This is a genomic window from Acinetobacter sp. B-6, assembly GCF_056930735.1.
This window is the reverse complement of record NZ_JBXPBY010000015.1, coordinates 85,129-108,690: the sequence shown is the minus strand read 5'-3', so window position 1 is coordinate 108,690 and position 23,562 is coordinate 85,129. Positions and strand designations below refer to the sequence as shown.

The 23,562-nt window shown below is 40.2% G+C and carries 21 protein-coding genes; 16 read left to right on the top strand and 5 right to left on the bottom strand.

Annotated features, from left to right (window positions below; genetic code table 11):
• The first annotated feature begins 10 nt into the window (after positions 1-10).
• The 11 genes from nuoG (at position 11) to AC1Z3T_RS17200 (ending at position 12,891) form a co-directional block, all read left to right on the top strand.
• Positions 11-2,695, top strand: coding sequence for an NADH-quinone oxidoreductase subunit NuoG (nuoG, locus tag AC1Z3T_RS17250; RefSeq protein ID WP_100884591.1), 2,685 nt, complete (start codon positions 11-13; stop codon positions 2,693-2,695).
• Between the two features lie 2 nt (positions 2,696-2,697).
• Positions 2,698-3,711, top strand: a complete 1,014-nt coding sequence (nuoH, locus tag AC1Z3T_RS17245) for an NADH-quinone oxidoreductase subunit NuoH (protein WP_004827946.1) — start codon at positions 2,698-2,700, stop codon at positions 3,709-3,711.
• Positions 3,712-3,729: 18 nt separating this feature from the next.
• The gene (gene nuoI, locus AC1Z3T_RS17240) at positions 3,730-4,272 is read left to right on the top strand and encodes an NADH-quinone oxidoreductase subunit NuoI (RefSeq protein WP_005030883.1); all 543 of its coding nucleotides are present in this window, start codon (positions 3,730-3,732) and stop codon (positions 4,270-4,272) included.
• Complete coding sequence (nuoJ, locus tag AC1Z3T_RS17235; RefSeq protein WP_171066809.1) at positions 4,272-4,790, top strand: NADH-quinone oxidoreductase subunit J; 519 nt, start codon at positions 4,272-4,274, stop codon at positions 4,788-4,790. The genes nuoI and nuoJ overlap by 1 nt, the downstream gene beginning before the upstream one ends.
• Positions 4,790-5,098: an NADH-quinone oxidoreductase subunit NuoK gene (gene nuoK / locus AC1Z3T_RS17230; RefSeq protein WP_004827952.1), complete on the top strand. Its 309-nt coding sequence runs from the start codon at positions 4,790-4,792 to the stop codon at positions 5,096-5,098. Before nuoJ ends, nuoK begins: the two co-directional genes overlap by 1 nt.
• Positions 5,095-6,984 (top strand): NADH-quinone oxidoreductase subunit L, encoded by a 1,890-nt coding sequence (nuoL, locus tag AC1Z3T_RS17225; RefSeq protein WP_004827954.1) that lies wholly within the window; start codon positions 5,095-5,097, stop codon positions 6,982-6,984. The genes nuoK and nuoL overlap by 4 nt, the downstream gene beginning before the upstream one ends.
• Before the next feature lie 7 nt (positions 6,985-6,991).
• A complete protein-coding gene (gene nuoM / locus AC1Z3T_RS17220) occupies positions 6,992-8,602 on the top strand; it encodes an NADH-quinone oxidoreductase subunit M (protein ID WP_171248754.1) in 1,611 nt (536 codons plus the stop codon).
• 2 nt (positions 8,603-8,604) lie between these two features.
• A complete protein-coding gene (nuoN, locus tag AC1Z3T_RS17215) occupies positions 8,605-10,161 on the top strand; it encodes an NADH-quinone oxidoreductase subunit NuoN (RefSeq protein ID WP_100884592.1) in 1,557 nt (518 codons plus the stop codon).
• Positions 10,162-10,281: 120 nt separating this feature from the next.
• Entirely contained in the window at positions 10,282-10,917 is a 636-nt protein-coding gene (gene upp / locus AC1Z3T_RS17210; protein WP_004827961.1) for a uracil phosphoribosyltransferase, read from the top strand.
• Between the two features lie 64 nt (positions 10,918-10,981).
• Positions 10,982-12,097 carry a hypothetical protein gene (locus tag AC1Z3T_RS17205; RefSeq protein ID WP_100884593.1) on the top strand — a complete coding sequence of 372 codons (1,116 nt, stop codon included), beginning with the start codon at positions 10,982-10,984 and terminating at the stop codon, positions 12,095-12,097.
• Positions 12,098-12,153: 56 nt separating this feature from the next.
• Positions 12,154-12,891, top strand: coding sequence for an excalibur calcium-binding domain-containing protein (locus tag AC1Z3T_RS17200; RefSeq protein ID WP_100884594.1), 738 nt, complete (start codon positions 12,154-12,156; stop codon positions 12,889-12,891).
• Positions 12,892-13,225: 334 nt separating this feature from the next.
• Here the strand turns inward: AC1Z3T_RS17200 and gigC are convergent, their stop codons facing one another.
• Positions 13,226-14,107: a LysR family transcriptional regulator GigC gene (gene gigC, locus AC1Z3T_RS17195; protein ID WP_004827965.1), complete on the bottom strand. Its 882-nt coding sequence runs from the start codon at positions 14,105-14,107 to the stop codon at positions 13,226-13,228.
• A gap of 82 nt (positions 14,108-14,189) precedes the next feature.
• Here gigC and AC1Z3T_RS17190 point away from each other — a divergent pair, with 82 nt between their 5' ends.
• Entirely contained in the window at positions 14,190-14,951 is a 762-nt protein-coding gene (locus AC1Z3T_RS17190) for a ferredoxin--NADP reductase (protein ID WP_042090147.1), read from the top strand.
• 71 nt (positions 14,952-15,022) lie between these two features.
• Here the strand turns inward: AC1Z3T_RS17190 and thiO are convergent, their stop codons facing one another.
• Together thiO and hemB are read right to left on the bottom strand one after the other, a co-directional pair.
• Positions 15,023-16,150, bottom strand: a complete 1,128-nt coding sequence (gene thiO / locus AC1Z3T_RS17185; RefSeq protein WP_100884595.1) for a glycine oxidase ThiO — start codon at positions 16,148-16,150, stop codon at positions 15,023-15,025.
• A gap of 294 nt (positions 16,151-16,444) precedes the next feature.
• On the bottom strand, positions 16,445-17,455 hold the full coding sequence (hemB, locus tag AC1Z3T_RS17180) for a porphobilinogen synthase (protein ID WP_167387348.1): 1,011 nt from the start codon (positions 17,453-17,455) through the stop codon (positions 16,445-16,447).
• A 99-nt stretch (positions 17,456-17,554) separates the two neighbouring features.
• Between hemB and AC1Z3T_RS17175 the strand changes: the two genes are divergently transcribed.
• From AC1Z3T_RS17175 to AC1Z3T_RS17160, 4 genes are all read left to right on the top strand, one after another.
• Positions 17,555-18,088: a thioesterase family protein gene (locus tag AC1Z3T_RS17175; RefSeq protein ID WP_004827972.1), complete on the top strand. Its 534-nt coding sequence runs from the start codon at positions 17,555-17,557 to the stop codon at positions 18,086-18,088.
• A gap of 592 nt (positions 18,089-18,680) precedes the next feature.
• Complete coding sequence (locus tag AC1Z3T_RS17170; RefSeq protein WP_100884597.1) at positions 18,681-19,838, top strand: HlyD family secretion protein; 1,158 nt, start codon at positions 18,681-18,683, stop codon at positions 19,836-19,838.
• A 6-nt stretch (positions 19,839-19,844) separates the two neighbouring features.
• Positions 19,845-21,371 (top strand): DHA2 family efflux MFS transporter permease subunit, encoded by a 1,527-nt coding sequence (locus AC1Z3T_RS17165; protein WP_009585535.1) that lies wholly within the window; start codon positions 19,845-19,847, stop codon positions 21,369-21,371.
• Between the two features lie 144 nt (positions 21,372-21,515).
• Positions 21,516-21,809: a cold-shock protein gene (locus tag AC1Z3T_RS17160; protein ID WP_042090153.1), complete on the top strand. Its 294-nt coding sequence runs from the start codon at positions 21,516-21,518 to the stop codon at positions 21,807-21,809.
• Between the two features lie 66 nt (positions 21,810-21,875).
• On the opposite strand, the gene AC1Z3T_RS17155 is transcribed toward AC1Z3T_RS17160, so the two are convergent.
• Both AC1Z3T_RS17155 and AC1Z3T_RS17150 read right to left on the bottom strand, forming a co-directional pair.
• Positions 21,876-22,463, bottom strand: a complete 588-nt coding sequence (locus AC1Z3T_RS17155; protein WP_100884598.1) for a hypothetical protein — start codon at positions 22,461-22,463, stop codon at positions 21,876-21,878.
• Positions 22,464-22,712: 249 nt separating this feature from the next.
• Positions 22,713-23,444, bottom strand: a complete 732-nt coding sequence (locus AC1Z3T_RS17150) for a Fic family protein (protein WP_004827982.1) — start codon at positions 23,442-23,444, stop codon at positions 22,713-22,715.
• Positions 23,445-23,562 lie beyond the last annotated feature (118 nt).

Below are 23,562 nucleotides of genomic sequence, written 5' to 3'. Positions count from 1 at the left end.
GAATTCGACTATGGCTACAATTCATGTCGATGGAAAATCGTACGAAGTCAATGGCTCGGAAAACCTGCTACAAGCATGTTTGAGCCTTGGCATCGACATCCCATATTTTTGTTGGCATCCAGCTTTAGGTTCTGTCGGTTCTTGCCGTCAATGTGCTGTTACTCAATATGCGAATCCAGAAGATACTCGTGGTCGCTTAGTAATGTCATGTATGACCCCGGCATCTGACAATACCTATATTTCGATTGAAGACAAAGAAGCAAAAGATTTCCGTGAGTCTATCGTGGAATTCTTAATGACCAACCATCCACACGACTGTCCAGTCTGTGAAGAAGGTGGTCATTGTCATCTTCAAGATATGACTGTGATGACACAACACGACCGTCGTCGCTATCGTTTTACTAAACGTACACACCATAACCAAGAGTTAGGTTCTTTCATTGCACATGAAATGAACCGTTGTATCGCATGTTATCGTTGCGTTCGTTACTATAACGATTATGCAGGTGGTACAGATTTTGGTGTTTATGCCAATGCATCACGTGTTTACTTTGGTCGTCCAGAATCAGGAACTTTAGAGTCTGAATTCTCTGGTAACTTGACTGAAGTTTGTCCAACAGGTGTGTTTACCGATAAAACACATTCGGCACGCTATAACCGTAAATGGGACATGCAGTATGCGCCAAGCGTATGCCAAGGCTGTTCTTCAGGCTGTAACATTTCACCGGGTGAACGTTATGGTGAATTACGTCGTGTAGAAAACCGTTTCAATGGTGAAGTTAACCAATACTTCTTGTGTGACAAAGGTCGTTTTGGTACGGGTTATGTAAACCGTGAAGATCGTCCACGTCAGCCACAGTTCCGTAATGGTGCAGATGTTGAAATCGTTTCTGTAGATACAGCACTTGATACAGTGATCGCAAATGTTCAGGGCAAAAAAGTCTTGGGTATTGGTTCACCACGTGCATCATTAGAATCAAACTACGCATTGCGTGAGTTGGTGGGTCAGCAAAACTACTCAACAGGGATGTCTCAAAAAGAGCAAAACTTGGTCGAGTTGGCTGCTTCAATCATGCAGGCTGAGGGTGTTTATAACCCAGGTATGCGTGAGATTGAAAGCTATGATGCTGTATTGATCCTCGGTGAAGATCTTACTCAAACAGCACCGCGTATGGCATTGTCAGTTCGCCAAGCTGCGAAAAACAAAGCCAAACAAATGGCTGCAGACCGCCGGACTCAAGATTGGTTGGCTGAACCAGTAAAACGTATTGGTCAGGATGAAAATTCTCCGATTTATATCTTGGCTGCGACACAAACACGTTTAGCTGATGTGGCTGCGGGTGAAGTTGTTGCTTCTCCAAACGATATTGCACGTTTAGGTTTTGCTGTTGCTGCTGCTGTAAAAGGTGATGCAATTCTTGGTTTAGATGATGATGCGAAAGCATTTGCTCAAACTGTTGCGGATACATTAAAAGCTGCGAAAAAGCCATTAATCATCTCTGGAACAAGCTTACAAGATGCTGCCATCATGGAAGCTGCTGCACAGGTTGCGCAGAATCTAGGTGAAAATGCAGGTTTAACATTGACGGTTCCTGAAGTGAACTCAATGGGCTTGGCACTGTTCGGTGGTTTAAGCTTAGAGCAAGCATTTGCACAAGATTATGATTCAATCATTATTGTTGAAAATGATCTATTCCGTCGCTTACCAGCAACTCAAGTAGAAGCTGCATTAGCCAAAGCGCAAAGTGTAATTGTGCTTGATCACTCTGAAACTGAAACTGTAAATGCTGCAGATGTTGTTCTTTCTGCTGCAAGCTTCGCTGAAGGCGATGGTACGGTGGTCAGTCAAGAGGGTCGTGCACAACGTTTCTACCAAGTTTATGATCCAAGTTACTACAAACCAGAGTATGCCATTAAAGAATCATGGCGCTGGTTGCATGCCATTGAAACAGGTGTGCAAGGTAAAGCGATTTCATGGACCTTGTTGGATGATGTGATTGAATCTGTGGTGAAAAATGTTCCAGCATTGGAAGCGATTAAAGATGTTGCACCTGATGCAGGCTATCGTGTTCATGGTTTGAAAATTGCCCGTGAACCACGTCGTTACTCAGGTCGTACTGCAATCCGTGCACCGTTGAACGTACATGAGCCGAAACAACCTGTCGATGTCGATACCGCATTAACATTCTCAATGGAAGGTTATGTTGGACCACAAAATGCATCGTCATTGGTACCATTTGCATGGGCACCGGGTTGGAACTCTCCACAAGCTTGGAATAAATACCAAGACGAAGTAGGGGGACACCTGAAAGGTGGTGATTCTGGTGTTCGTTTATTTGATCGTTTAGTGAAACGTCCTGCTCGTAGCTATGTTGCGCCAAGTGCAGTTGTAAACAATCCAGACAGTTTCCGTCTTGTTCCAATGCATCATATTTTTGCTTCTGGTGAATTTACAGTAAAAACACCAGCGATGGAGTCACGTATTCCAGAAGCTGCTTTTGCTGTAGGTGAACAAGATGCAGCACGTTTGAATGTTCAAGATGGTCAACAACTGACCGTCCAAGCTGGTGAAACGACAATCAGTCTTCCTGTGCATGTGATTGAGTATTTACCAACAGGTTATATCGGTTATCCAGTTGGACAAGCACCAACCGTTTCACTTGCTGAACCTGTATCTGTAACGGTAGGAGTGTAATCATGAATGAATCTTTACGCGCCCTACCGACTTGGGCACAAGATTGGCCGATTGCTTATTCAGTTATCCAGGCAATTGTGATTTTGTTGGTTGTGGTTTTGCTTGCAGCATTGATGTCATTTATTGAGCGTCGTTTGCTTGGCTTGTGGCAAGACCGTTATGGTCCGAACCGTGTAGGTCCGGGCGGGATGTTTCAGATCGTTGCTGACATGCTTAAAATCATGTTCAAAGAAGACTGGACACCGAAGTTTGTTGATAAACTGACTTTCCGTTTAGCACCAGCAGTTGCGATGGCAACTGCGGTACTGTCATTTATGGTCATTCCTGTTTCACCTTATTTAGGTGTTGCAGATATGAGCATTGGCTTATTGTTCTTTATGGCAATGGCAGGTATCGCTGTTTATGCTGTGTTATTTGGTGGTTGGGCTTCAAACAACAAATATGCATTGCTTGGTGGTCTACGTTCAGCAGCACAAACCATTTCTTATGAAGTCTTCTTAGGGATTTCATTGATGGGTGTGGTTGCGATTGCTGGTTCATTCAACTTGCGTGAAATCGTAGAAGCACAACGTGATGTATGGTTTGTGGTTCCACAATTCATTGGTTTCATGATCTTTGTGGTTGCTGGTGTTGCAGTAACACATCGTCACCCATTTGACCAACCAGAAGCTGAGCAAGAGTTGGCAGAGGGTTACCACGTTGAGTATGGTGGTATGAAATGGGGGATGTTCTTCGTTGCTGAATACGTCAACATCATCCTGATTTCAGCACTGATCGTGACTTTATTCTTCGGCGGTTGGTTAGCACCATTTAATTTAAATATTCCATTCATTCCAGATGCGTTCTGGTTCATTGCGAAAACAGCATTCTTTGTAATGATGTTTGTCTTGGCTCGTGGTTCTTTAATGCGTCCGCGTTATGACCAAGTGATGAATTTTGGTTGGAAAGTGTGTTTACCACTTGCATTGGTCAACCTTTTGGTGACTGGTGCTGTGATTCTGATGAATCAAGCCTAGGACAGCAGGGAGTACAAAATGTATAAAATTCTAGCTGGCGTAGGATCAATTGTTCGTTCGTTGTGGATGGTGTTTAGCCATGTCACACGCAAACGCGATACGATTTTATATCCAGAAGTTCCAGCCGAGCAAATCGTACCTCCACGTTACCGTGGTCGTATCGTACTAACACGTGACCCAGACGGTGAAGAACGTTGTGTTGCGTGTAACTTATGTGCGGTTGCATGTCCTGTTGGCTGTATTTCATTACAGAAAGCTGAAAAAGAAGATGGACGTTGGTATCCAGAATTCTTCCGTATTAACTTCTCACGCTGCATTTTCTGCGGTATGTGTGAAGAAGCATGTCCAACAACTGCAATTCAGTTAACACCAGACTTTGAGTTAGGTGAATATGTACGCCAAGATCTTGTGTATGAGAAAGAAAACTTACTCATTTCAGGTCCAGGAAAATATCCTGACTACAATTTCTACCGTGTGACTGGTATGACGATTGATGGTAAAGAGAAAGGTCAAGCGCAGCGTGAAAGCGCGCCTGTAGATGTACGGAGCTTATTACCATGATGTGGCCATTTTATTTAATGGCTCTTGTGGCCATTGTTTCTACAGTTCGCGTTGTGACCAATGCGAACCCTGTACATGCTTTATTAAGCTTGATCGTTTCGTTACTTGCGGTTGCAGGTATGTTCTTGACGATTGGTGCACCATTTGCAGCTGCACTTGAAGTAATTGTTTATGCCGGTGCGATCATGGTGTTGTTCGTATTCGTCGTGATGATGCTCAATCTTGGTCAGCATACAGTTGACCAAGAACGTAAATGGTTGACTTCAGATGCTTGGGCTTATCCAGCACTCATGAGCTTTTTAATGGGCTTATGTTTAGTTTGGGTATTGGGTTCAGATCATGTACAGCAAGGTGCTGTACTTGGAACTCAAGTCATTGGTCCTAAAGTTGTTGGTCAAGCACTCTTTACCCACTATTTATTATTGGTTGAAGTTGCCGCGATGTTATTGCTTGCAGCCTTGGTTGCAGCATTCCACTTAGGCAAACGTGAACCAAGTGCAGAAGAGGATAAACAGTAATGGGCAACATTCCTTTAGAACATGGTTTGATCGTTGCATCTATTCTTTTTGCACTGGGTTTTTACGGTGTAATGGTGCGACGCAATTTATTATTTATGTTGATGAGCCTTGAGATCATGATGAATGCAGCCGCATTGGCATTCGTTGTGGCAGGAAGTGCATGGGCACAACCTGATGGTCAAATTATGTTTATTTTGATCCTTACTCTTGCTGCGGCAGAGGCGTGTATCGGTCTTGCGATCGTCCTTCAGTTCTACCATCGCTTCCATCATCTGGATGTAGATGCTGCTAGTGAGATGCGCGGATGAGCTATTTATATTTAACAATTTTATTTCCGCTCATTGGTTTTGTCCTTTTAGCGGCAGGGCGTAATAAACTTCCTGAAAATGTAGCAGCCATTATTGGTGCAGGTTCTGTTGGTCTTTCAGCATTATTTGCATTGCTTGCAGGCATGGACTTTGTAAAACAGGGTTCAGTTGCTCAAGCACAGCATTTGTGGACTTGGTTTAATGTGGGTGGTTTTGCGCCAGGCGTAAGTTTGCATCTTGATGGCTTATCATTATTGATGATGGGCATGATCACAGGTGTGGGTTTCTTGATCCATATCTTTGCAACTTGGTATATGCGTGGTGAAGAAGACTTTGCTCGTTTCTTCTCATATTTCAACTTATTCGTTGCCAGCATGTTGGTGTTGGTGTTGGGTGACAACTTAGCGTTGTTATTCTTAGGTTGGGAAGGCGTAGGTCTGTGTTCTTACCTGTTGATTGGTTATTACTATCAAAATCCTGCAAACGGTTTTGCTGCAATCAAAGCATTTACAGTGACTCGTGTGGGTGATGTATTCTTACTGATCGCATTGTTCTTGCTTTACCAACAATTTGGTACTTTGCATATTGGAACGATCGTTGCCAATGCTTCACAAGTTTTAGCACTTGATCACAACCTTGCACTTTGGACATCGTTGATGTTGTTCTTGGGTGCTGCGGGTAAATCTGCACAAATCCCATTACAAACGTGGTTGGCAGATGCAATGGCTGGTCCTACACCAGTATCTGCATTGATCCATGCTGCAACAATGGTAACAGCAGGTGTTTACTTGTGCTGCCGTATGTTCTCTGTGTTTGAAATGACACCAGAAGTAATGCAGTTCATTTCGATTACTGGTGCAGTGACATTGCTCGTTGCAGGTTTTGCTGCCTTGGTGCAAACGGACATCAAACGTATTTTGGCTTACTCTACAATGAGTCAGTTAGGTTATATGTTTATGGCTGTAGGTGCTGAAGCATACCAAGCTGGTCTGTTCCATATGCTTTCACACGCATTCTTTAAGGCATTATTATTCTTGTCTTCAGGTGCAGTGATTCTGGCTTACCATCACGAGCAAAACATCTTCAAGATGGGTGGCTTGTTCTACAAAAACAAATTCTTATTCGCTTGTTTTGCAATAGGTGGTGGTGCACTTGCTGCAATTCCATTTATTACGATCGGCTTCTTCTCTAAGGATGCAATCTTGGGTGCTGTTTGGGCGCAAGGTCAATCTGTAGCACTGTATGGCTCATTATATTGGGTTGGTGTTGCTGGTGCATTCCTGACTTCGATTTATACTTTCCGTTTAATCTGGGTGGTATTCTTCGGTGAAGAAAAAACACATTATCACGAAATCAAAGGTGCGACATATTGGGCGCCTTTAGGTATCTTGGCTGTTCTTTCAACTGGTTTGGCTTATTTCTTAAAAGCGCCAGTCATGAATGTTTTAAATGCTGCTCATATTCCTGCATTTGAAGTATCAAAAGCAGTTGAAGAAGGTATGCATGGTGCAGAACACCTTGCTGTAGGTATCGCATTGGCTGGTTTAGCAGTAGGTGTTGTATTATTTGCATTTGCTTATAAAGCGGTTAAAGGCTTTGCAGCAACTTCATTTGGTGCTGGGCTTGCGAATATTTGCCGTAATGCATTTGGTTTCGATTCTTTATATAACCTTGTATTCGTTCAACCTTATTTGCTTATTGCGAAAATCTTAGGTCGTGATCCAATTGATGGCTTATGGCTTGTCTTACCTGCAATCGTAAAAGGTGGTAATAAATTTACAAGTACCCGTCAAACAGGTTCATTACGTGAATATGCATCAAGTATGTCACTCGGTGTAGTGGTATTGCTGATGATCTTGATCGTGATTCAGGTAGTGGGGAAATAAGATGGAAATCACAAACAATTGGATTTTACCCGCACTGATTCTTGTACCTTTTATTGCAGGTTTCGCGTGTTGGTTAGTCGATAAACTTGATAAACATTTGCCTCGTTATATCGCATTAGTGGGAATGCTCATTACTTTGGGCTTAACCGTTATTTTGTGGAAACAAGGTGGATTTGATTATGCTTTAGGCGGTCAAGCGCCGACTTGGGCAGCTGAGTTCTATGTCCCTTGGATTAAAACACTGGGTATTAACATTCACTTAGCGGTCGATGGTCTTTCGCTTCTTATGGTCGGTTTAACAGCATTACTGGGTGTACTTGCTGTTGGCTGTTCATGGGGCGAAATTCAAAAGAATGTTGGTTTCTTCCACTTAAACCTTTTATGGTCATTGGGTGGAGTAATCGGGGTTTTCCTTGCAATTGATATGTTCTTATTCTTCTTCTTCTGGGAGATGATGCTGGTTCCTATCTACTTCTTGATCGCACTTTGGGGTCATAAAGGTGCAGATGGTAAATCACGTGTTTACGCAGCAACCAAGTTCTTTATTTATACCCAAGTCGCGGGTCTCATCATGCTTGTTGGCATATTGGGGCTGGTGATCATTGGTTATAGCACGGATGGTCGAATTGGGTTTGGTTATACGCACTTGATGAGTGTTGCAAATGCATTAGACGCTAATCCTAGTACAGCTGGTTATGCTTATGCATTGATGATCTGTTTGTTTATTGGTTTTGCCGTAAAACTTCCAGTCTTCCCATTGCATGGCTGGTTACCGGATGCCCATGCGCAAGCGCCAACCGCAGGTTCTGTAGACTTAGCTGGTATTTTGATTAAAACTGCTGCATACGGTTTACTTCGTTTTGTAATGCCTTTCTTCCCAGCAGCATCTGCACAGTTTGCTGATATTGCAATTATTTTCGGTTTGATTGGTATTTTCTACGGCGCTTGGTGTGCTTTCCAGCAAACAGATATGAAACGTTTGTTGGCGTATACTTCTATTTCACACATGGGCTTCGTATTACTTGCACTTTATGCAGGTAATATCCTGACATTCCAAGGCTTAATGATCATGATGTTGGCACATGGCTTGTCATCTGCTGCATTATTCATTATGTGTGGTCAGGTCTATGAACGCTTACATACACGTGATTTACGTTTGATGGGTGGTATTCGTGGTCAATTCCAGTATCTACCATTCTTCTTAATGTTCTTTGTATCAGCACTTGTGGGTATCCCAGGTCTAGGTAACTTTATCGGTGAATTCCTGATCCTTATGGGTTCATTTGCCAAGTTCCCAACATTTACAATTATTGCTGCGATTAGCTTAGTCTTTGCTGGTCTTTATGGTCTAATTCTGATTCATAAAGCATTATTTGGTACACCAAATGAAGCACAGAAGCCACATTATGAAAGCCCGTTAAAAGACTTAAATACACGTGAAACTGTGATTTTATTGGTCTGCGCACTTGGCTTACTTTGGTTAGGTGTACATCCACAAACATTCCTTGATATTTCAAACTCAAGTATGGCGTGGTTAGCAAATAGCTATATTCCAGTTCAAGAAATTGTCGATACAGCTCAACAAGTTGTATCTCAACAAAATGTGGAGATCCAATAGTCATGAACTTCACTATGTCATTTTCGGATCTCATGCCTTTAGCACCAGTTTTTATTGTTGCATTGACAGCGATTGTGGTGATGATTCTGATTGCGATTAAACGTAATCACAATCTGATTGCAACTGTTTCGGTGATTGGTTTAAACCTTGCTTTGGCAAATATATTATTTACTTTGTTTGGTAAGGCATTTGTCCCAGGACCGGTCATGAACATGTTTATGGTTGATCCATTTACATTGTTCTACCAAGTGATGATTTTAATTGCCGCATTGGCTTGCTGCACATTGTCACATGCATATATTGAAACTTATAAAGACAACCGTGAAGAATTGTACCTGCTTATGCTGATTTCAGTTTCAGGTGCAATGTTGATGGTTGCAAGTTCTCATTTTGCATCGTTCTTTATCAGCCTTGAATTGATGTCTATTCCTATATATGGCTTATTGGCATATACCTATCAACGTGGAAAATCGCTCGAAGCAGGTGTGAAGTATCTTGTACTTTCTGCGACAGCTTCTGCCATGTTGTTGATGGGAATGGCTTATGTCTATTCAGCAGTCGGTTCTCTGTCTTTTGCAGGTCAAATTGATGATTTGTTCTGGAAATTGAGTAAAACTCAAAATCCAGAATTGATTATGGCAATCCAATCGGCACTTGGGCAATATCACCAACTGATCGAAACACCAATGGTCATTATTGGTTTGGGTCTGATTATTGCAGCTGTGGCATTTAAACTTTCTCTTGCGCCATTCCATAAATGGACACCAGATGTTTATCAAGGTGCACCTGCACCGATTGCGACGTTCCTTGCAACAGTTTCAAAAATTGCAATGATCGGATTGTTGGTACGTTATTTATTATCTTCAGGCGTGATTGGCATTGAATCAATTCAGACGGTTATCGTCGTTATTGCAGTTCTTTCAATCCTTGCAGGTAACTTACTTGCAGTGCGTCAAGTCAACTTGAAGCGTATTTTAGCGTATTCATCAATCGCTCATTTTGGTTATCTGCTTCTTGGTTTAGTGAGTGCTTCATTCCTTAGCCTGACATCTGTTGGTGTATATGTATTTACTTATGTCATCACAACCATCGGTGCTTTCGGTGTAGTTGCTTTGATGTCTAGTCCATACAATAATGTTGATGACGCTGAGTCACTTGCGGATTATCGTGGTTTGTTCTGGCGTCGCCCTGTGCTTACTGCAACTTTAACAGTCATGATGTTATCTCTAGCAGGGATTCCATTGACTGCTGGTTTCATTGGTAAGTTCATGTTAGTGATGACCACTGTGTCTCAACAACACTGGTTCTATGCGGCAATGATCATCATTGGTAGTGGTATTGGTTTGTACTATTACTTACGTGTCATGATCGTTCTGTATATGACACCACCGGATACACCACGTATTGATGCTGATAAGCATTGGGGACAAAAAGCAGGCGGCATCATGGTTCTTCTTGCTGCCTTATTGGTACTGGTATTTGGTGTTTACCCAGATCCGATTATCGCTTTGGCACATGGTGCTCAAATCGTTGCGCCTTTGCATATCATTTTGCAATAATCTGATGAACGTAAGCTATTAACAAAAAAAGCCCTCATTTGTTGAGGGCTTTTCTTATCTCTTATATAAAAAACAATTATAATAGCGGAAATTTACTTTTATCCTTTTAGGTAATCTCCTGTGTCAATTCAAGAAATCCGTCATCCGCTTATCCGTCATAAACTTGGTCTATTACGCCGTGCTGATATAAGTACCAAGAACTTTCGTGAGCTTGCTCAAGAAGTGACTATGCTCTTGACTTATGAAGCGACTAAAGATTTACCAGTATGTGATCACGAGATTGATGGCTGGAATGGGAAGGTAAGTGTAGATCGTATTGCCGGTAAAAAAATTACGGTTGTGCCGATTTTACGTGCGGGTATTGGGATGCTCGATGGTTTTTTAAATCTTATTCCAAGTGCTAAAGTTTCAGTATTAGGGCTTGAGCGTGATGAAGAAACTTTGGAAGCGCGTACCTATTATAAAAAATTAGTTCCAGATGTTCAGAATCGTTTAGCCATGATTATTGATCCAATGCTGGCAACAGGTTCGTCTTTGGTTGCTGCAATTGATGTATTAAAAGCCAGTGGTTGTAAAGATATCCGTGTGATGGTGCTTGTTGCTGCACCAGAAGGGATTAAACGTGTTGAAGCTGCACATCCTGATGTAACGATTTTTACTGCCTCTATTGATCAAGGCTTAAATGAAAATGGCTATATCGTACCGGGCTTAGGTGATGCAGGTGATAAAATTTTTGGTAGTGTGCAAAAAGATTAAAATTTAGTATGATCAAAGGAGGCGATAGGGGCCTCCTTTTTTTATTCTAATAAATGAGAAAAAAATGTTTCGTAAGGGGATAGTCATTTTTTATGATGAAAAATCTGCTAAGGGCTTAATAGAATTAAAAAACGATCATCAACAAGTTGTTTTTAAATTAGAAGATTTTTCAAACCAAACTGTTCTCCCACAACTTGGAGAGCGGATTAAGTGTGTTGTGCTGGAACAAAATGGAGAAGTTTTAGCTAAATTTATCGTACGTCTAGATCATAAAAACTATGTCACTGACCCAAACCGATCTTTACCCATTCAGCATTTATATGAAGAAAATGTCTATGAGAATGTAAGAAAAGCGCGAAAGGCACATAAGAAAAGAAGAGTGATTGAGGATGAGCAATTACCAGACAATGTTCAATCATTGACAAGACCTGCGTTGCAAGCCCAAACGATGCAAATGAGAGAAGATATAAAACTGGATGTTGTTGTACAAGACATATGTAGTCCAGAAAATAAGACTCAAGAACAGCCCAGTCAAGACAAACAACTACAACATTACGCGCCAACACGATCGTATCAAGTCGAAGACAAATCATTATTGACAGATCCAAACCTTGTTAATGCAGGCAAAGATACAGCTGAAGCAATTTCTGAAATAGCACTATTCGATACGGTCCAAATCTCGAAAACTGAACCATCTTTAGCCCGAATTCAAATGGACAATCCTGCTACTCAAAAAAATATAAGCCTGCACTGCGAAAGTGAGAGTGAGGGAAGAGCGATCGTCCATGAAAAGCAACAGCACTTGGGAGATAGCAAGCGTGAAGCTGTTGTTGATCTTCAGACACAAACTGTAGTTTTAACGCATCCAGTTGAACATAGAATTCTTGAAAAAAATATGCATTTGAATGTGTTACAGCAATTTTTTCAAAATATTAAAATTCAATTCTTTTATTCTAAACGTAAGCAGCCGAAGAAGAAAACAGCTTCTGAACCAGCTATACGGTTGAATCCTTGGATAGTCATTATTGGCATTATTTTATTTATCGGTGTAAATTGTGTTATGTATGCCATGGATCGTTATAAGCAGTACAAAATTGAAAGTGTAATGAAGTTACAACAATATCAACAGCAACAAAAAGATGCAATTAAACAGCAGAAACGCGAGGCATACTCGCGCTAAGTCTCTGAAATGAGTAAAATATATTGTGATTCATAAGTATTTATAAGAGAAATGCTATGTTTTATTTGGGGCAAATCATTGAGTATCACGATGATAAAGGATATGGGCTTTTATTAGATCACCACTCTGCACAAACCGTGGCGTTTTATATTGCCGATTTTCCAAAAGAAGGGGGGCAGCCTAAAAAGGGTGAAACCATCAAATACGTTGTGATCAATGATAAAGGTACGTTTAAAGCACATCAAATGATCCGTTTAGATGTGGCGATGAGCAATGATCTTAAAAGTAAAAAGGTGGATATCGATAAACAAAGAAATATTTTAAGGACAAGTCAAACGGATAGTCGTAAATTCGGTTTTATTTCTTTTGTAATTTTGGTGATGGTTTTTGGATTGGTTTATTTTAGTTTTGCGGCTTGGACCCAATATCAAAGTTATCAAAAAGATCAACTGGCAAAATTTGAATTGTTTGAACAACAACAGAAACAAATTGTAGCGCAACAGCGAAAAGAAGTAGGTTATGTAAAACCTGTAAAATTTAGTGAAAAATCTGAAAATGCTTTAAATGGAAAAAATGAGGCGTTGCGTATACAAAATGCGCCTGCTGTAGCCATGACTGTGAATACACCTACATTGGCTTCCACTAATACATCACCATATCGTTGTGATGGAAGAACCCATTGCAGTCAGATGAGTTCCTACGAAGAAGCATTGTTTTTTATTCGGAATTGTCCAAATACTCAAATGGACGGTGATCATGATGGTCAACCATGTGAACGCCAATTTGGGCATTAACCCATTCAAAAAGCAAAAGAAAAGCTCCACGTGGAGCTTTAAAACTATTTAATTTGAGTTCGATAAAAATTCTTGATGAAATATGATACTCGGAACCGTCATCCGCAGTTGTTTGAGGCAGGACTACTTTTATAAAGTATTGTTTCTGCGACTGATTGAATGTGTTGCTGGTGATTGACGAGTTTTGCGGATGACAGTGGTTTTGCCTACTTTTCCCGAAAGAAAAGTAGGGCGAGCCGCAGGCTGATCCTGAAATTGGGTGAAAAATCAACAAGACTCCGCCGTGACTTATTGTTTTCCAATAAGTTGAAGATGTGGTTACATCGAACTCACGTTATTTACTTTCACAAAACTTCATGAAGGCTCTTAAGCCGGGACCTTGGTATTTCTGACGGTGTACCAACATAAACAATGGACGAGCCAGTTGCCAGAAAGGAGTATTTAGAATCACCAATTGTCCCTTATCCAGTAAGGGTTGAATAGCCAATTTAGAGATACATGACATACCTAAGCCACCAGCGACTATTTTTAAGATGGCTTCGTTATGACCCAATGTTAAGCGGATATTGGCATCTTGAAGGTCTTTAAGAATCGCATTATCAAATACTTCACGTGTTCCAGAGCCTTCCTCACGTAAAATCCATTCTACATGTTGGAAATCAGATTGTCTGAGTTCACGATGTAAGTTGGCAAGAGGATGACTAGGTGAACAGCACACGGCAAGCTCATCATCACGCCAATGTATACATTGCAACTGCGGTAAGAAACAAGAGCCTTCGATTAAAGCCAAATCAAGTTGAAACTGATTAACTGCTTCGATCATCTGGCGTGTATTACCGACTTGAAGCTGTAAATGAGCTTGGGGTTGAATTTGTAAGAAATCCGCCATTAAATCAGGCATTAAGTAATCACTAATGGTCAGTGTGGCACCAATGCGTAAGTCAATACTTTGCAATTCACCTTTGGCGGCTTGTTCAAAAGCTTCACAGCGACCTAAGATTTCTAAAGCTTGTGGCAATAGAAATCGTCCTAAATCATTTAATTGTAGTCGTTTCCCTAAACGGTCAAACAGAGGAGCACCCAAACCATCCTCTAAGTCTGCCAAAGCCATACTTGCTGCACTTTGAGTTAACCGAACTGCATCACTTGCTTTGGTTACGGTACCTTCCTGAGCGACAGCAACAAACACAGCCAGTTGGCGTAAAGTCATTCGCATAAGTAGAGCCTTAACATTTTAATATTCATACATTATATAGGCATGCTACCATGAGCACTATGTTTCATGCCACGAAGAAATTATGTCAATTGAAAAATTTAGCATAGAAAAGGTCTTATCTGTTCATCGTTGGACGAATACGCTTTTCAGTTTCACCATGACTCGTCCTGCTCATTTTAAATTCACCGCAGGGCAATTCGCTCGAATCGGTTTAAAAGTCGGTGATGATTTGGTGGTAAGGGCATATTCCGTGGTTTCTTCCCCTTTTGATGAAACACTGGAGTTTTTTTCAATTGTTGTGCCCGATGGTGCATTCACATCAAATTTACAACATCTTAAAGTGGGTGATGAACTGTATTTGGAAAAGATTCCATACGGATTCTTAACTTTGGCACGTTATCAATTACCACTTCCGCAAGACTTGTGGTTACTGGCAACAGGTACGGGATTGGCACCATTTATTTCGATGTTACAAGACTTTGAAACATGGTCAAAATACCAAAAAATCAATTTGGTATATAGCGTAAGAACAGCCTCTGAATTGGCCTATGTGGATCGTATCCAAGAGATCGCAGAGCAATTTGGTGAAGGGCATACAGGATTTAAATTTATTCCTATTATTACACGAGACCCACACGCAGCCTTGCATGATCGCTTACCGATATTGATTGAAAATGGTGAGTTGGAAAAAGCCGCTGATTTACACTTTAATGTTGAAACCACCCATGTCATGTTGTGTGGTAATCCACAGATGGTCGATGATACCAAAGCGGCACTTAAAGCCCGTGGTTTAACCATGAATCGCCGTGGTGAAGGCAATATTGCTGTTGAAAATTATTGGTAAATGATCTATTCAGATGAGAGAAAGATATTAAGGATCTTTCTCTTTACAATCACAAAATATTTGTTGCCAAATTAACTGACGATTCTTGATACGGCATTTTGCTTCAGCCGTTCAGTTGAATAGGCGTTGGCATCTACAAATGTTTCCTGTTTTAAAATCAATTGTCTAAGCAGTTGAGCTGAGGCTGGTCCCATACATAACCCATTACGATAATGTCCAAAGTTCGCCCATAAATTATTGAGATCTGGCATTTTTCCAATATAAGGAATGCCTGTTGGCGAGCTTGGGCGCAAGCCAGCCCATTGCTTCACAATTGGAAAATTGGCCAATTCAGGCACCATTTCAATACACGCTTTATAAATGCTTTGTTGTACAGAGATACTAGGGCGATGATCAAAGCCAATATGATTCATACTCGAACCGCATACGATATGTCCATCTGTACGTGGAATGAGATACATGACGTTGTTCATACACATGGTTGGAAGCCAGTTTTCAGGAGTTTTAAACAACATCATTTGACCTTGAACAGGATTAACAGGAATCGTTAGCTGCAACTGCTCACTCCAACAATTAGACCAAGCACCTGTTGCAATCACAAAATGATCAGCTGAAAAGTCTTGTCCATTTGCAGTTTGAACAGATTGAATCTGTTCATTTTGAATATTAAATTTCTCAATCCATGTGTTTTCACGGATATCAGCCAAAGGATGTTGTTTTAGATAGCTGATCAGTGATTTGAGTAGCCGAGGGTTGCGTACATTGGCTAACTGTGGAAAGTAGATCGCATGTTGAAATTGTTCAGAAATTTGTGGATTAACTTGTTTAAGTTTTTCTCTGGATAAATATTCACAATGTTGCATGGGTTCTTGGTATTGGTCTTTATAATTGAGTCCAATCTCAAAATCTGCTTCGTCGAAGATCAACATGCCAGTTTCATGAATTTCAAAGTCTATACCTGTTTTAGGGAATAGTTTTCGATTCCAATCTTGGTAAAGTTGCTTGCCATATTGAGCCAAATGGTTGACTTCTTGTGGATAGCGCCAAGGGTACATCGGAGACAGAATACCACCGCCTGCCCAAGAAGCGGCTTGTCCAGCATGTTGTTGATCGAATAGGGTGACTTTACAGCCTTGTTCAATAAGTTCAAGTGCACTGAGTAAGCCACTTACTCCAGCACCGATAATGGCAATATGCATGGTGTATTCTGTAAAAGTAAATAAATTTGAATGAACGAGAGTTCAACCTATATTTCTGTACGATGGCATCATCGTAAAATGATTTTGATCACTCGATTAACTTTTGATTTGACCTACTGTGTTAACAACAGTAGATCAAACCAATTCAAAGCGCATTGCGCTTCATCGTTAAACATTTTTGCGACCAATATGTGAGTCCATCCATCGCAAAAAATTTACATTTAAAATCTAGTCCTATTGGAGACAATAGCGGATGACATCCATAGGTATCGTTTATAGCAGAGTGAGAATTTACTACATCTGTTTTAATTGACGTGCTGCATCTTCCGCATAATAGGTCCAGATACCATCTGCACCAGCACGACGGAAGCACATCAACGACTCCATAATCACACTCTCAGATAACCAACCATTTTGAATCGCAGCAGCAAGCATGGCATATTCACCACTGACTTGATAAACGAAGGTTGGCACACCGAACGTATCTTTGACTTCACGGACTACATCCAAATATGGCATACCAGGTTTAACGATCACCATATCAGCACCTTCTTGAATATCGAGCGCAATTTCATGCAATGCTTCTGCACGATTGCCGACATCCATTTGGTAATTGTACTTATTACCACCTTTGAGGTTGGATGATGAACCTACTGCATCACGAAATGGACCATAGAAACTTGAAGCATACTTTGCAGAATACGCCATGATATTGGTATAGATAAAATTATTACTTTCTAAAGCTTGGCGGATAGCTCCAATCCGTCCATCCATCATGTCGCTTGGTGCAATGACATCAGCACCTGCCTCAGCATGACTTAAAGCTTGTTTAATGAGACATTGCACAGTTTCATCATTCAACACATAACCAGTATCATCAATAATGCCATCCTGACCATGCGTGGTATATGGATCTAATGCACCATCAGTAATCAGTACCATTTCCGGAAGTTCTTTTTTCAAAAGACGTAAAGTATTTTGAACTAATCCGTCTTCATGCCATGCCGCTTCAGCTGTTAAACTTTTGTCTTGTTGTGGTGTAACTGGAAATAAGGCAAGTTTTGATACGCCAAGTTCTAATAGTGTTTCAGCTTTTTTTAGCAATAAATCTGCCGATAAGCGCTGAACATTTGGCATACTGGGTACATCTTGGGACTGGTTTTGCCCTGGAAGTACAAATACTGGGTAAATGAGATGGTCTGCTGTAAGTTGTGTTTCTCTCACCATCGCTCGAAGTTTGTCGTTTTTACGGATACGGCGCATACGAGTGGCTGGGAAAGCAGGACGATTGAACGTATAAGTCATAACAATCTCGATGTTCAGTATTAAACTAGGCACATATTGTAGCCCTTTCATATTTTTTTTGGGAAAAAGCTGAAGTTTTTTCTCATTATTGGTTTCGAAATGATGATGAGTGATTCTCCTAAAACTGATTCTGCGCAGAGCGAATCACAAAAGAAGTGGACTGGTAACTTACATTTAGGTGCAAAAGCAGATCTAAATGTCGTCCTTAACCAGTTGACCAAAGCGTTTAATGGTTCACCTTATTTTTCGCATAACAACATGCAAATGCGTGTGGTAAATGATGAAATTGAAGGGTATATCGAAATGAAGCCTTATCTGATTGGCAATGTTGCATTTCAAATCTTGCATGGCGGTGTTGCTGCGACACTGTTAGACAGTATTGGTGGGATTGTTGCAATGGGTGAGTTGTATAAACGAGCCGAACCAGACCAGCTTCCAGATACGCTCAAAAAAGTTTCTCGACTTGCAACTGTGGATATGCGTGTCGATTATCTGGCGCCTGGTCGTGGTGAATATTTTATCGCAAAAGCTGAAACCTTAAGAATGGGACGCAAGGGGTGTACGATGCGGATGACCATGGTCAACAATGAAGGTAAGGCGATCGCAACTGCAATCGCATCGTATGCCTATTGATCACGCTAAAAGTGTACTATGCAGTACACTTTTGTATTGTTTATGTCAATATAAGCCATCGGAAAGCATATTTTGATGGCTTATTTGGTTTTAAAAAAATATGAATAGCACAGGGTCTATTGACAGTTCGTCTATGCTTGCGACTGTGTGTGTTTTTTAGTCGATACTAGGCGCGGAGTACGAAATTTAGTCATTCTAAATAAGTAGTTCGTAACGACGTAGCGGCAAAAAACACAATAGTCCCGAAGGGTTGTGGCTAAAATTATCTCAGCCTGCGTTATGAAATTCGAAAATAGTCTCGCTATTCTCTTTATTTCATGCCTTGCCTGCTCAATTTTAACCTACAACGCAAGCCATTTATGAAATATCAATAGACCCTAAGATCGATCTATTTTATAAAGATAAACTTTAGAGTAATATTTTTATTCTCATAATATGATTTTTGTCTGTAAAATTGAGCACCACAATTTTAAGAAGTTGACTTATTCAACCATCACGCAAAACCCCCAAAAAAGTGATTAAGCTGATGTTCAGTTTATATCCTTAAAATGCACTGATGTTTTGACAAGTCCAAGTAAGCTAGGAATATGCGATGACTGAAGCGCAAACGACGAATGCCTCTCCAAACGATGAAAATGAAGCGCAAGCGGATTTGGAAGCCAAACAAAAACGTAAAAAAATGCTGAAGATTTTTGCCATTATTGTTGTCGCAGCAGCAATTCTATATGCAATTTGGGCTTTAGTGTTTAGCAATACTGTGGAAACAGACAATGCCTATGTTGGTGCTGAAACTGCTGAAATTACTTCAATGGTCAGTGGTCAGGTGGCTGAAGTTTTAGTGAGTGATACGCAGCAAGTGAAAAAAGGCGATGTATTGGCAATTATTGATAATCGTGATGCTAAAATTGCGGTTGCCGAAGCCGAAGCAGCCTTAACTAAGGCAAAGCGCCAATACACGCAAAGTTCTGCAAATAGCAGTTCATTGTCCTCGCAAATTTTGGTGAGTACAGACGATATTAATAGTGCTAAAGCACAAGTGGCGCAAGCCGATGTTGCTTATCAACAGGCACAACAAGAGTTTGCACGCCGTCAACAGTTAAATGCAACAGGTGCAATTTCAAAGGAAGAATTTAGCAAAGCACAAAGTGCTTTGAATAATGCTAAAGCCAGCGTTGATGTAGCAAAAGCGGCGCTTGCACAAACTGAATCAAAACGAAAAGCAGCGCAAAGTAACTTAGATGCCAATGAAGCATTAATTCGTGGTACCTCACAAAGTTCAACACCTGATGTATTGGTAGCTCAAGCAAAACTTGATCAAGCGCTTTTAGATTTACAACGGACTGAAATTAAAGCACCGCTAGACGGAATTGTTGCCCGTCGTAGCATTCAAATTGGGCAACGTGTGGCGCCTGGTGCAAGTTTAATGAAAATCGTGCCAATAGCTGATCTGTATGTCGATGCAAACTTTAAAGAAAGCCAGTTAAAGAATGTCAAAGTCGGTCAAAAGGCGACTTTAACCTCTGATCTATATGGTAAGGATGTTGAATATCATGGCACAGTGATTGGCTTTTCTGGAGGCACAGGTTCTGCATTTGCTTTGATTCCTGCACAAAATGCGACAGGTAACTGGATTAAAGTGGTGCAGCGTTTACCAGTACGTATCAAACTTGATCCTAAAGAATTGGCTGAACATCCATTACGTGTTGGTTTGTCCATGAATGCTGAGGTCGATACCTCATCAGCGAAGTAATCGCTTATGAATACAGCAACATTTCAAAATGAGCTGAAAGGCGGGCGTTTACTCCTCGCTGCATTCTTTTTAGCACTTGCCAATTTTATGGTCGTGTTGGACATGACCATTGCCAATGTTTCTGTACCACATATTACGGGAAGTTTAGCAGTTTCAAGTTCACAGGGAACTTGGGTCATCACTTCTTATGCTGTTGCTGAAGCCATTTGTGTACCTTTAACAGGCTGGTTGGCTGGGCGCTTTGGTGCTGTTCGGGTATTTACCATCAGTTTGATCGGTTTCACAACATTTTCCATTCTGTGTGGTTTATCCAATAGTTTGGCAATGCTGGTGATCTGTCGTATTGGGCAAGGCTTATTTGGTGGTCCAATCATGCCATTGAGCCAAACGTTGCTCATGCGTATTTTTCCGCCTGAAAAGCATTCGCAAGCAATGGGTATGTGGGCAATGACCACAGTGGTTGGTCCAATTTTAGGTCCAATTCTGGGTGGAACGATCAGTGATAATTGGTCTTGGCATTGGATTTTCTTTATCAATATTCCTGTAGGGGTAATCTGTGCTTTGGGTGTCATGCGTTTGATGAAAACAGCAGAAACCCCGATTGCAAAATTACCTATTGATACCATTGGTTTAACTTTGCTGATTATCTGGATTGGTGCATTGCAGCTCATGCTAGATTTAGGGCATGAACGGGACTGGTTCAATAATACCTTTATTTGTATTTTGGCTGTGATTTTGGTGGTGGGTTTTATTGCCTTTTTCATTTGGGAATATTATGAAAAGCATCCCATCGTCAACATACAGATTTTCCGATACCGTGGTTTTACCATTGCCACAATATCGCTGGCTTTCGCCTTTGCAGCATTCTTTGGCAGTATTGTACTCATTCCACAATGGTTACAGATCAACTTGGGCTATACTGCTTCTTGGGCAGGTTATCTCACTGCAACGATGGGCTTCGGTAGTTTGATGATGTCACCGATTGTGGCGAAAATGGCAACCAAATATGATCCAAGAGCATTGTCGAGTTTTGGTTTGATGATTTTGGGTGGCGTGACCTTGATGCGTTCATTTTGGACCACGGATGCAGATTTTATGGCATTGGCTTGGCCACAGATTATTCAAGGTTTTGCTGTGCCGTTCTTCTTTATTCCCTTGTCCAACATTGCCTTGGGTGTGGTTCGTCCAGATGAAGTTGCTTCTGCTGCGGGTTTAATGAACTTTATGCGAACGATGGCAGGGGCGATAGGTGCCTCTCTGGCTGTGACGATTTGGGATGATCATACCAAGTTGGCACGGAGTGAAATCGTTTCAACCATGCATGTCGAAGAAACCCAGCGTAATCTGGTCAATAGTGGTTTTAGCCCAGAAATGGCTTTGGGGACGATTTCCAACTTGGTGGATAAGGAAGCTTTAACACTTTCTGTCAATCATGTGTTTTTGATTTTTGCGATGGTATTTATCTTTGCAGGGTTAATTATTTGGTTATGCCCTAAACCGAAAGGTAATGTGGGCGCAGGGCATGCCCATTAAATTTTAAGTGTTATTGAAAGCCTGCTGAAAAGCGGGCTTTTTTATGGATATTCTTTATGTTTAGTCGATAGATAGCCTGTATTTTATCTATTGGTCAAGATCAGGGTATAATACACAGATTGTGTACTGCGATGAGGAATATGTATGAAGCCTGAATTCCAACAAGGAAAAATTAAACAATACGATGCTGAAAGAGGCTTTGGATTTATTGGTGGGCTTGAGCAGGATATTTTCTTCCATATTTCTGATTTTCCGCTTGCTGAGGGAGAACCAAAGCGTAACGAGCGAGTTAAATTTATCGTGGTTGAAAATAACGGTAAGTTGAAAGCCGCTAAAATCGAACGGGTAGAAGACCAGTCCGCCAAGGCTAAAAAGACGAGAGTTGTTGAGAACAATAAGTCGATTACCAATACTTTGTTGTCTAATTTTAGAAAGTAATCGCTGTTGAAAATTGGGGGGCATTTGATTTAAATGCCTTTGGTTTTTTTAAGATATTGACTTGAGTTATTTTAAGATATTGACCTGATCAAAATCATCTAGTGTCGTTTGTTGATTGAACATTCGACTGTTATATTTATATGAATCAGATAGTTTCAAACGTTTTGAATATTGAGTCTGCTTTTCTTCATAATATTGATGATATTCAAGAGTAATCGAGTCATCAGCTATAGTAGGATTGATAAAAATAATTCCTTTTCGGTCACTATTGGCTCTGATCGATGAATTATCCTCGCTGAAATAGATATTTTCACTAGCAATATAGGCAAATTGATGATTTCGTTTAATAAATAATTCATACATTGGAAAGTCTTTTGTGTTGTTTAAGGGATAAAAAACACCATCTTTTAACAGTGTAATCAATTTATTTTTACTTGATCCCTTTTCTTTGATGTTATTGATGAGTCTTATATTGATTTGAATTTCAGGGTCTATGTCTTGATGAGCTAGAGTCGAAAAACTTAAAGTCGGTTCTTTTTGCATGGTTATTCTTGCCTTAGTTTCTAGGAAGATGATGATATTAATCGCAATTAATATTATAAAAATGCAGATTTTCAGCTCTTTATTGATAATTATCTGTGAACCACCTGCCATGACCTTTCCATTTTATTTATCTGATTTAAATTTTATATTATTTTTAATTTAACTATTTGGTAATTAAAAGCATAGAATAAAAATCACGTTATTGTTTTTTCTATTAAATTTTTATTGTACTATGTTGCTAGAAAAGTAGCGTAATTGCTTATTTAAATAGAATAATATTGCGAATTTCAAGATAATGCTGGATCTACAATTTCCTTTCAGTAATCTATCCTACGTATTATTGAAAATAGGATTTATTGTTTAAATTCCTAAGATCATCTGATAAGGTTTAAATCCATCCAATACGGCATTAGCAACCAAATGAATAAATGGTTCAGTGTGATCATTCGCCATCCATTGATCTAAAGCTTCATAATAAGCTAATCGATTTTCTACAGTAATTACACTTGGTGGATAACCAGATTTAAGCAATTCAAGATTCATCAATAATCGAGATGTACGTCCATTTCCATCAACAAAAGGATGGATCGCTACAAAATCTGCATGGACTTTGGCTGCTCGTTCAATAGGATGCAATTTTTGACTATCACGATTATACCAATCAATAAACTGAGTCATTTTATCATTGAGCAATGTATGGTCTGGTGGAAGCGCCGTAGCCCCTGAGATTAGTACATTTTGTTGGCGATATTGCCCAGCATTTTCATCATCAATATTTTTCAAAATGAGTTGATGAATATTACGAATTTGCCATTCTGAAAAGGGTTCTTGACTTTTGATAATATCTTCAACATACAAAATCGCATTACGATGATTGATTGCTTCAAAATGCTCCCTTAATGCTTTACCACCGATCGTAATTCCCTCAAGTACAACCTTTGTTTCTAACAAAGTTAAGGTATTACCCTCAATGGCATTGGAGTGATAAGTCCAACGTAAAACGAGGTCTTCGTGTAGATTTTTAACAATCGTAGGAGAAAGAGGTCGATGTTGATCCAATTTAGCTTTTAAATCATCAATGATCTCAAACATATTTTATCTCTACAGGCGCAATAAAATGATCATACATGAAAAAATGATGGCTATAAAATCTAACAGTTACGGTATTAGGAGTAAATTTATCGTAGAAATGAATCTAGTTATTTAAATT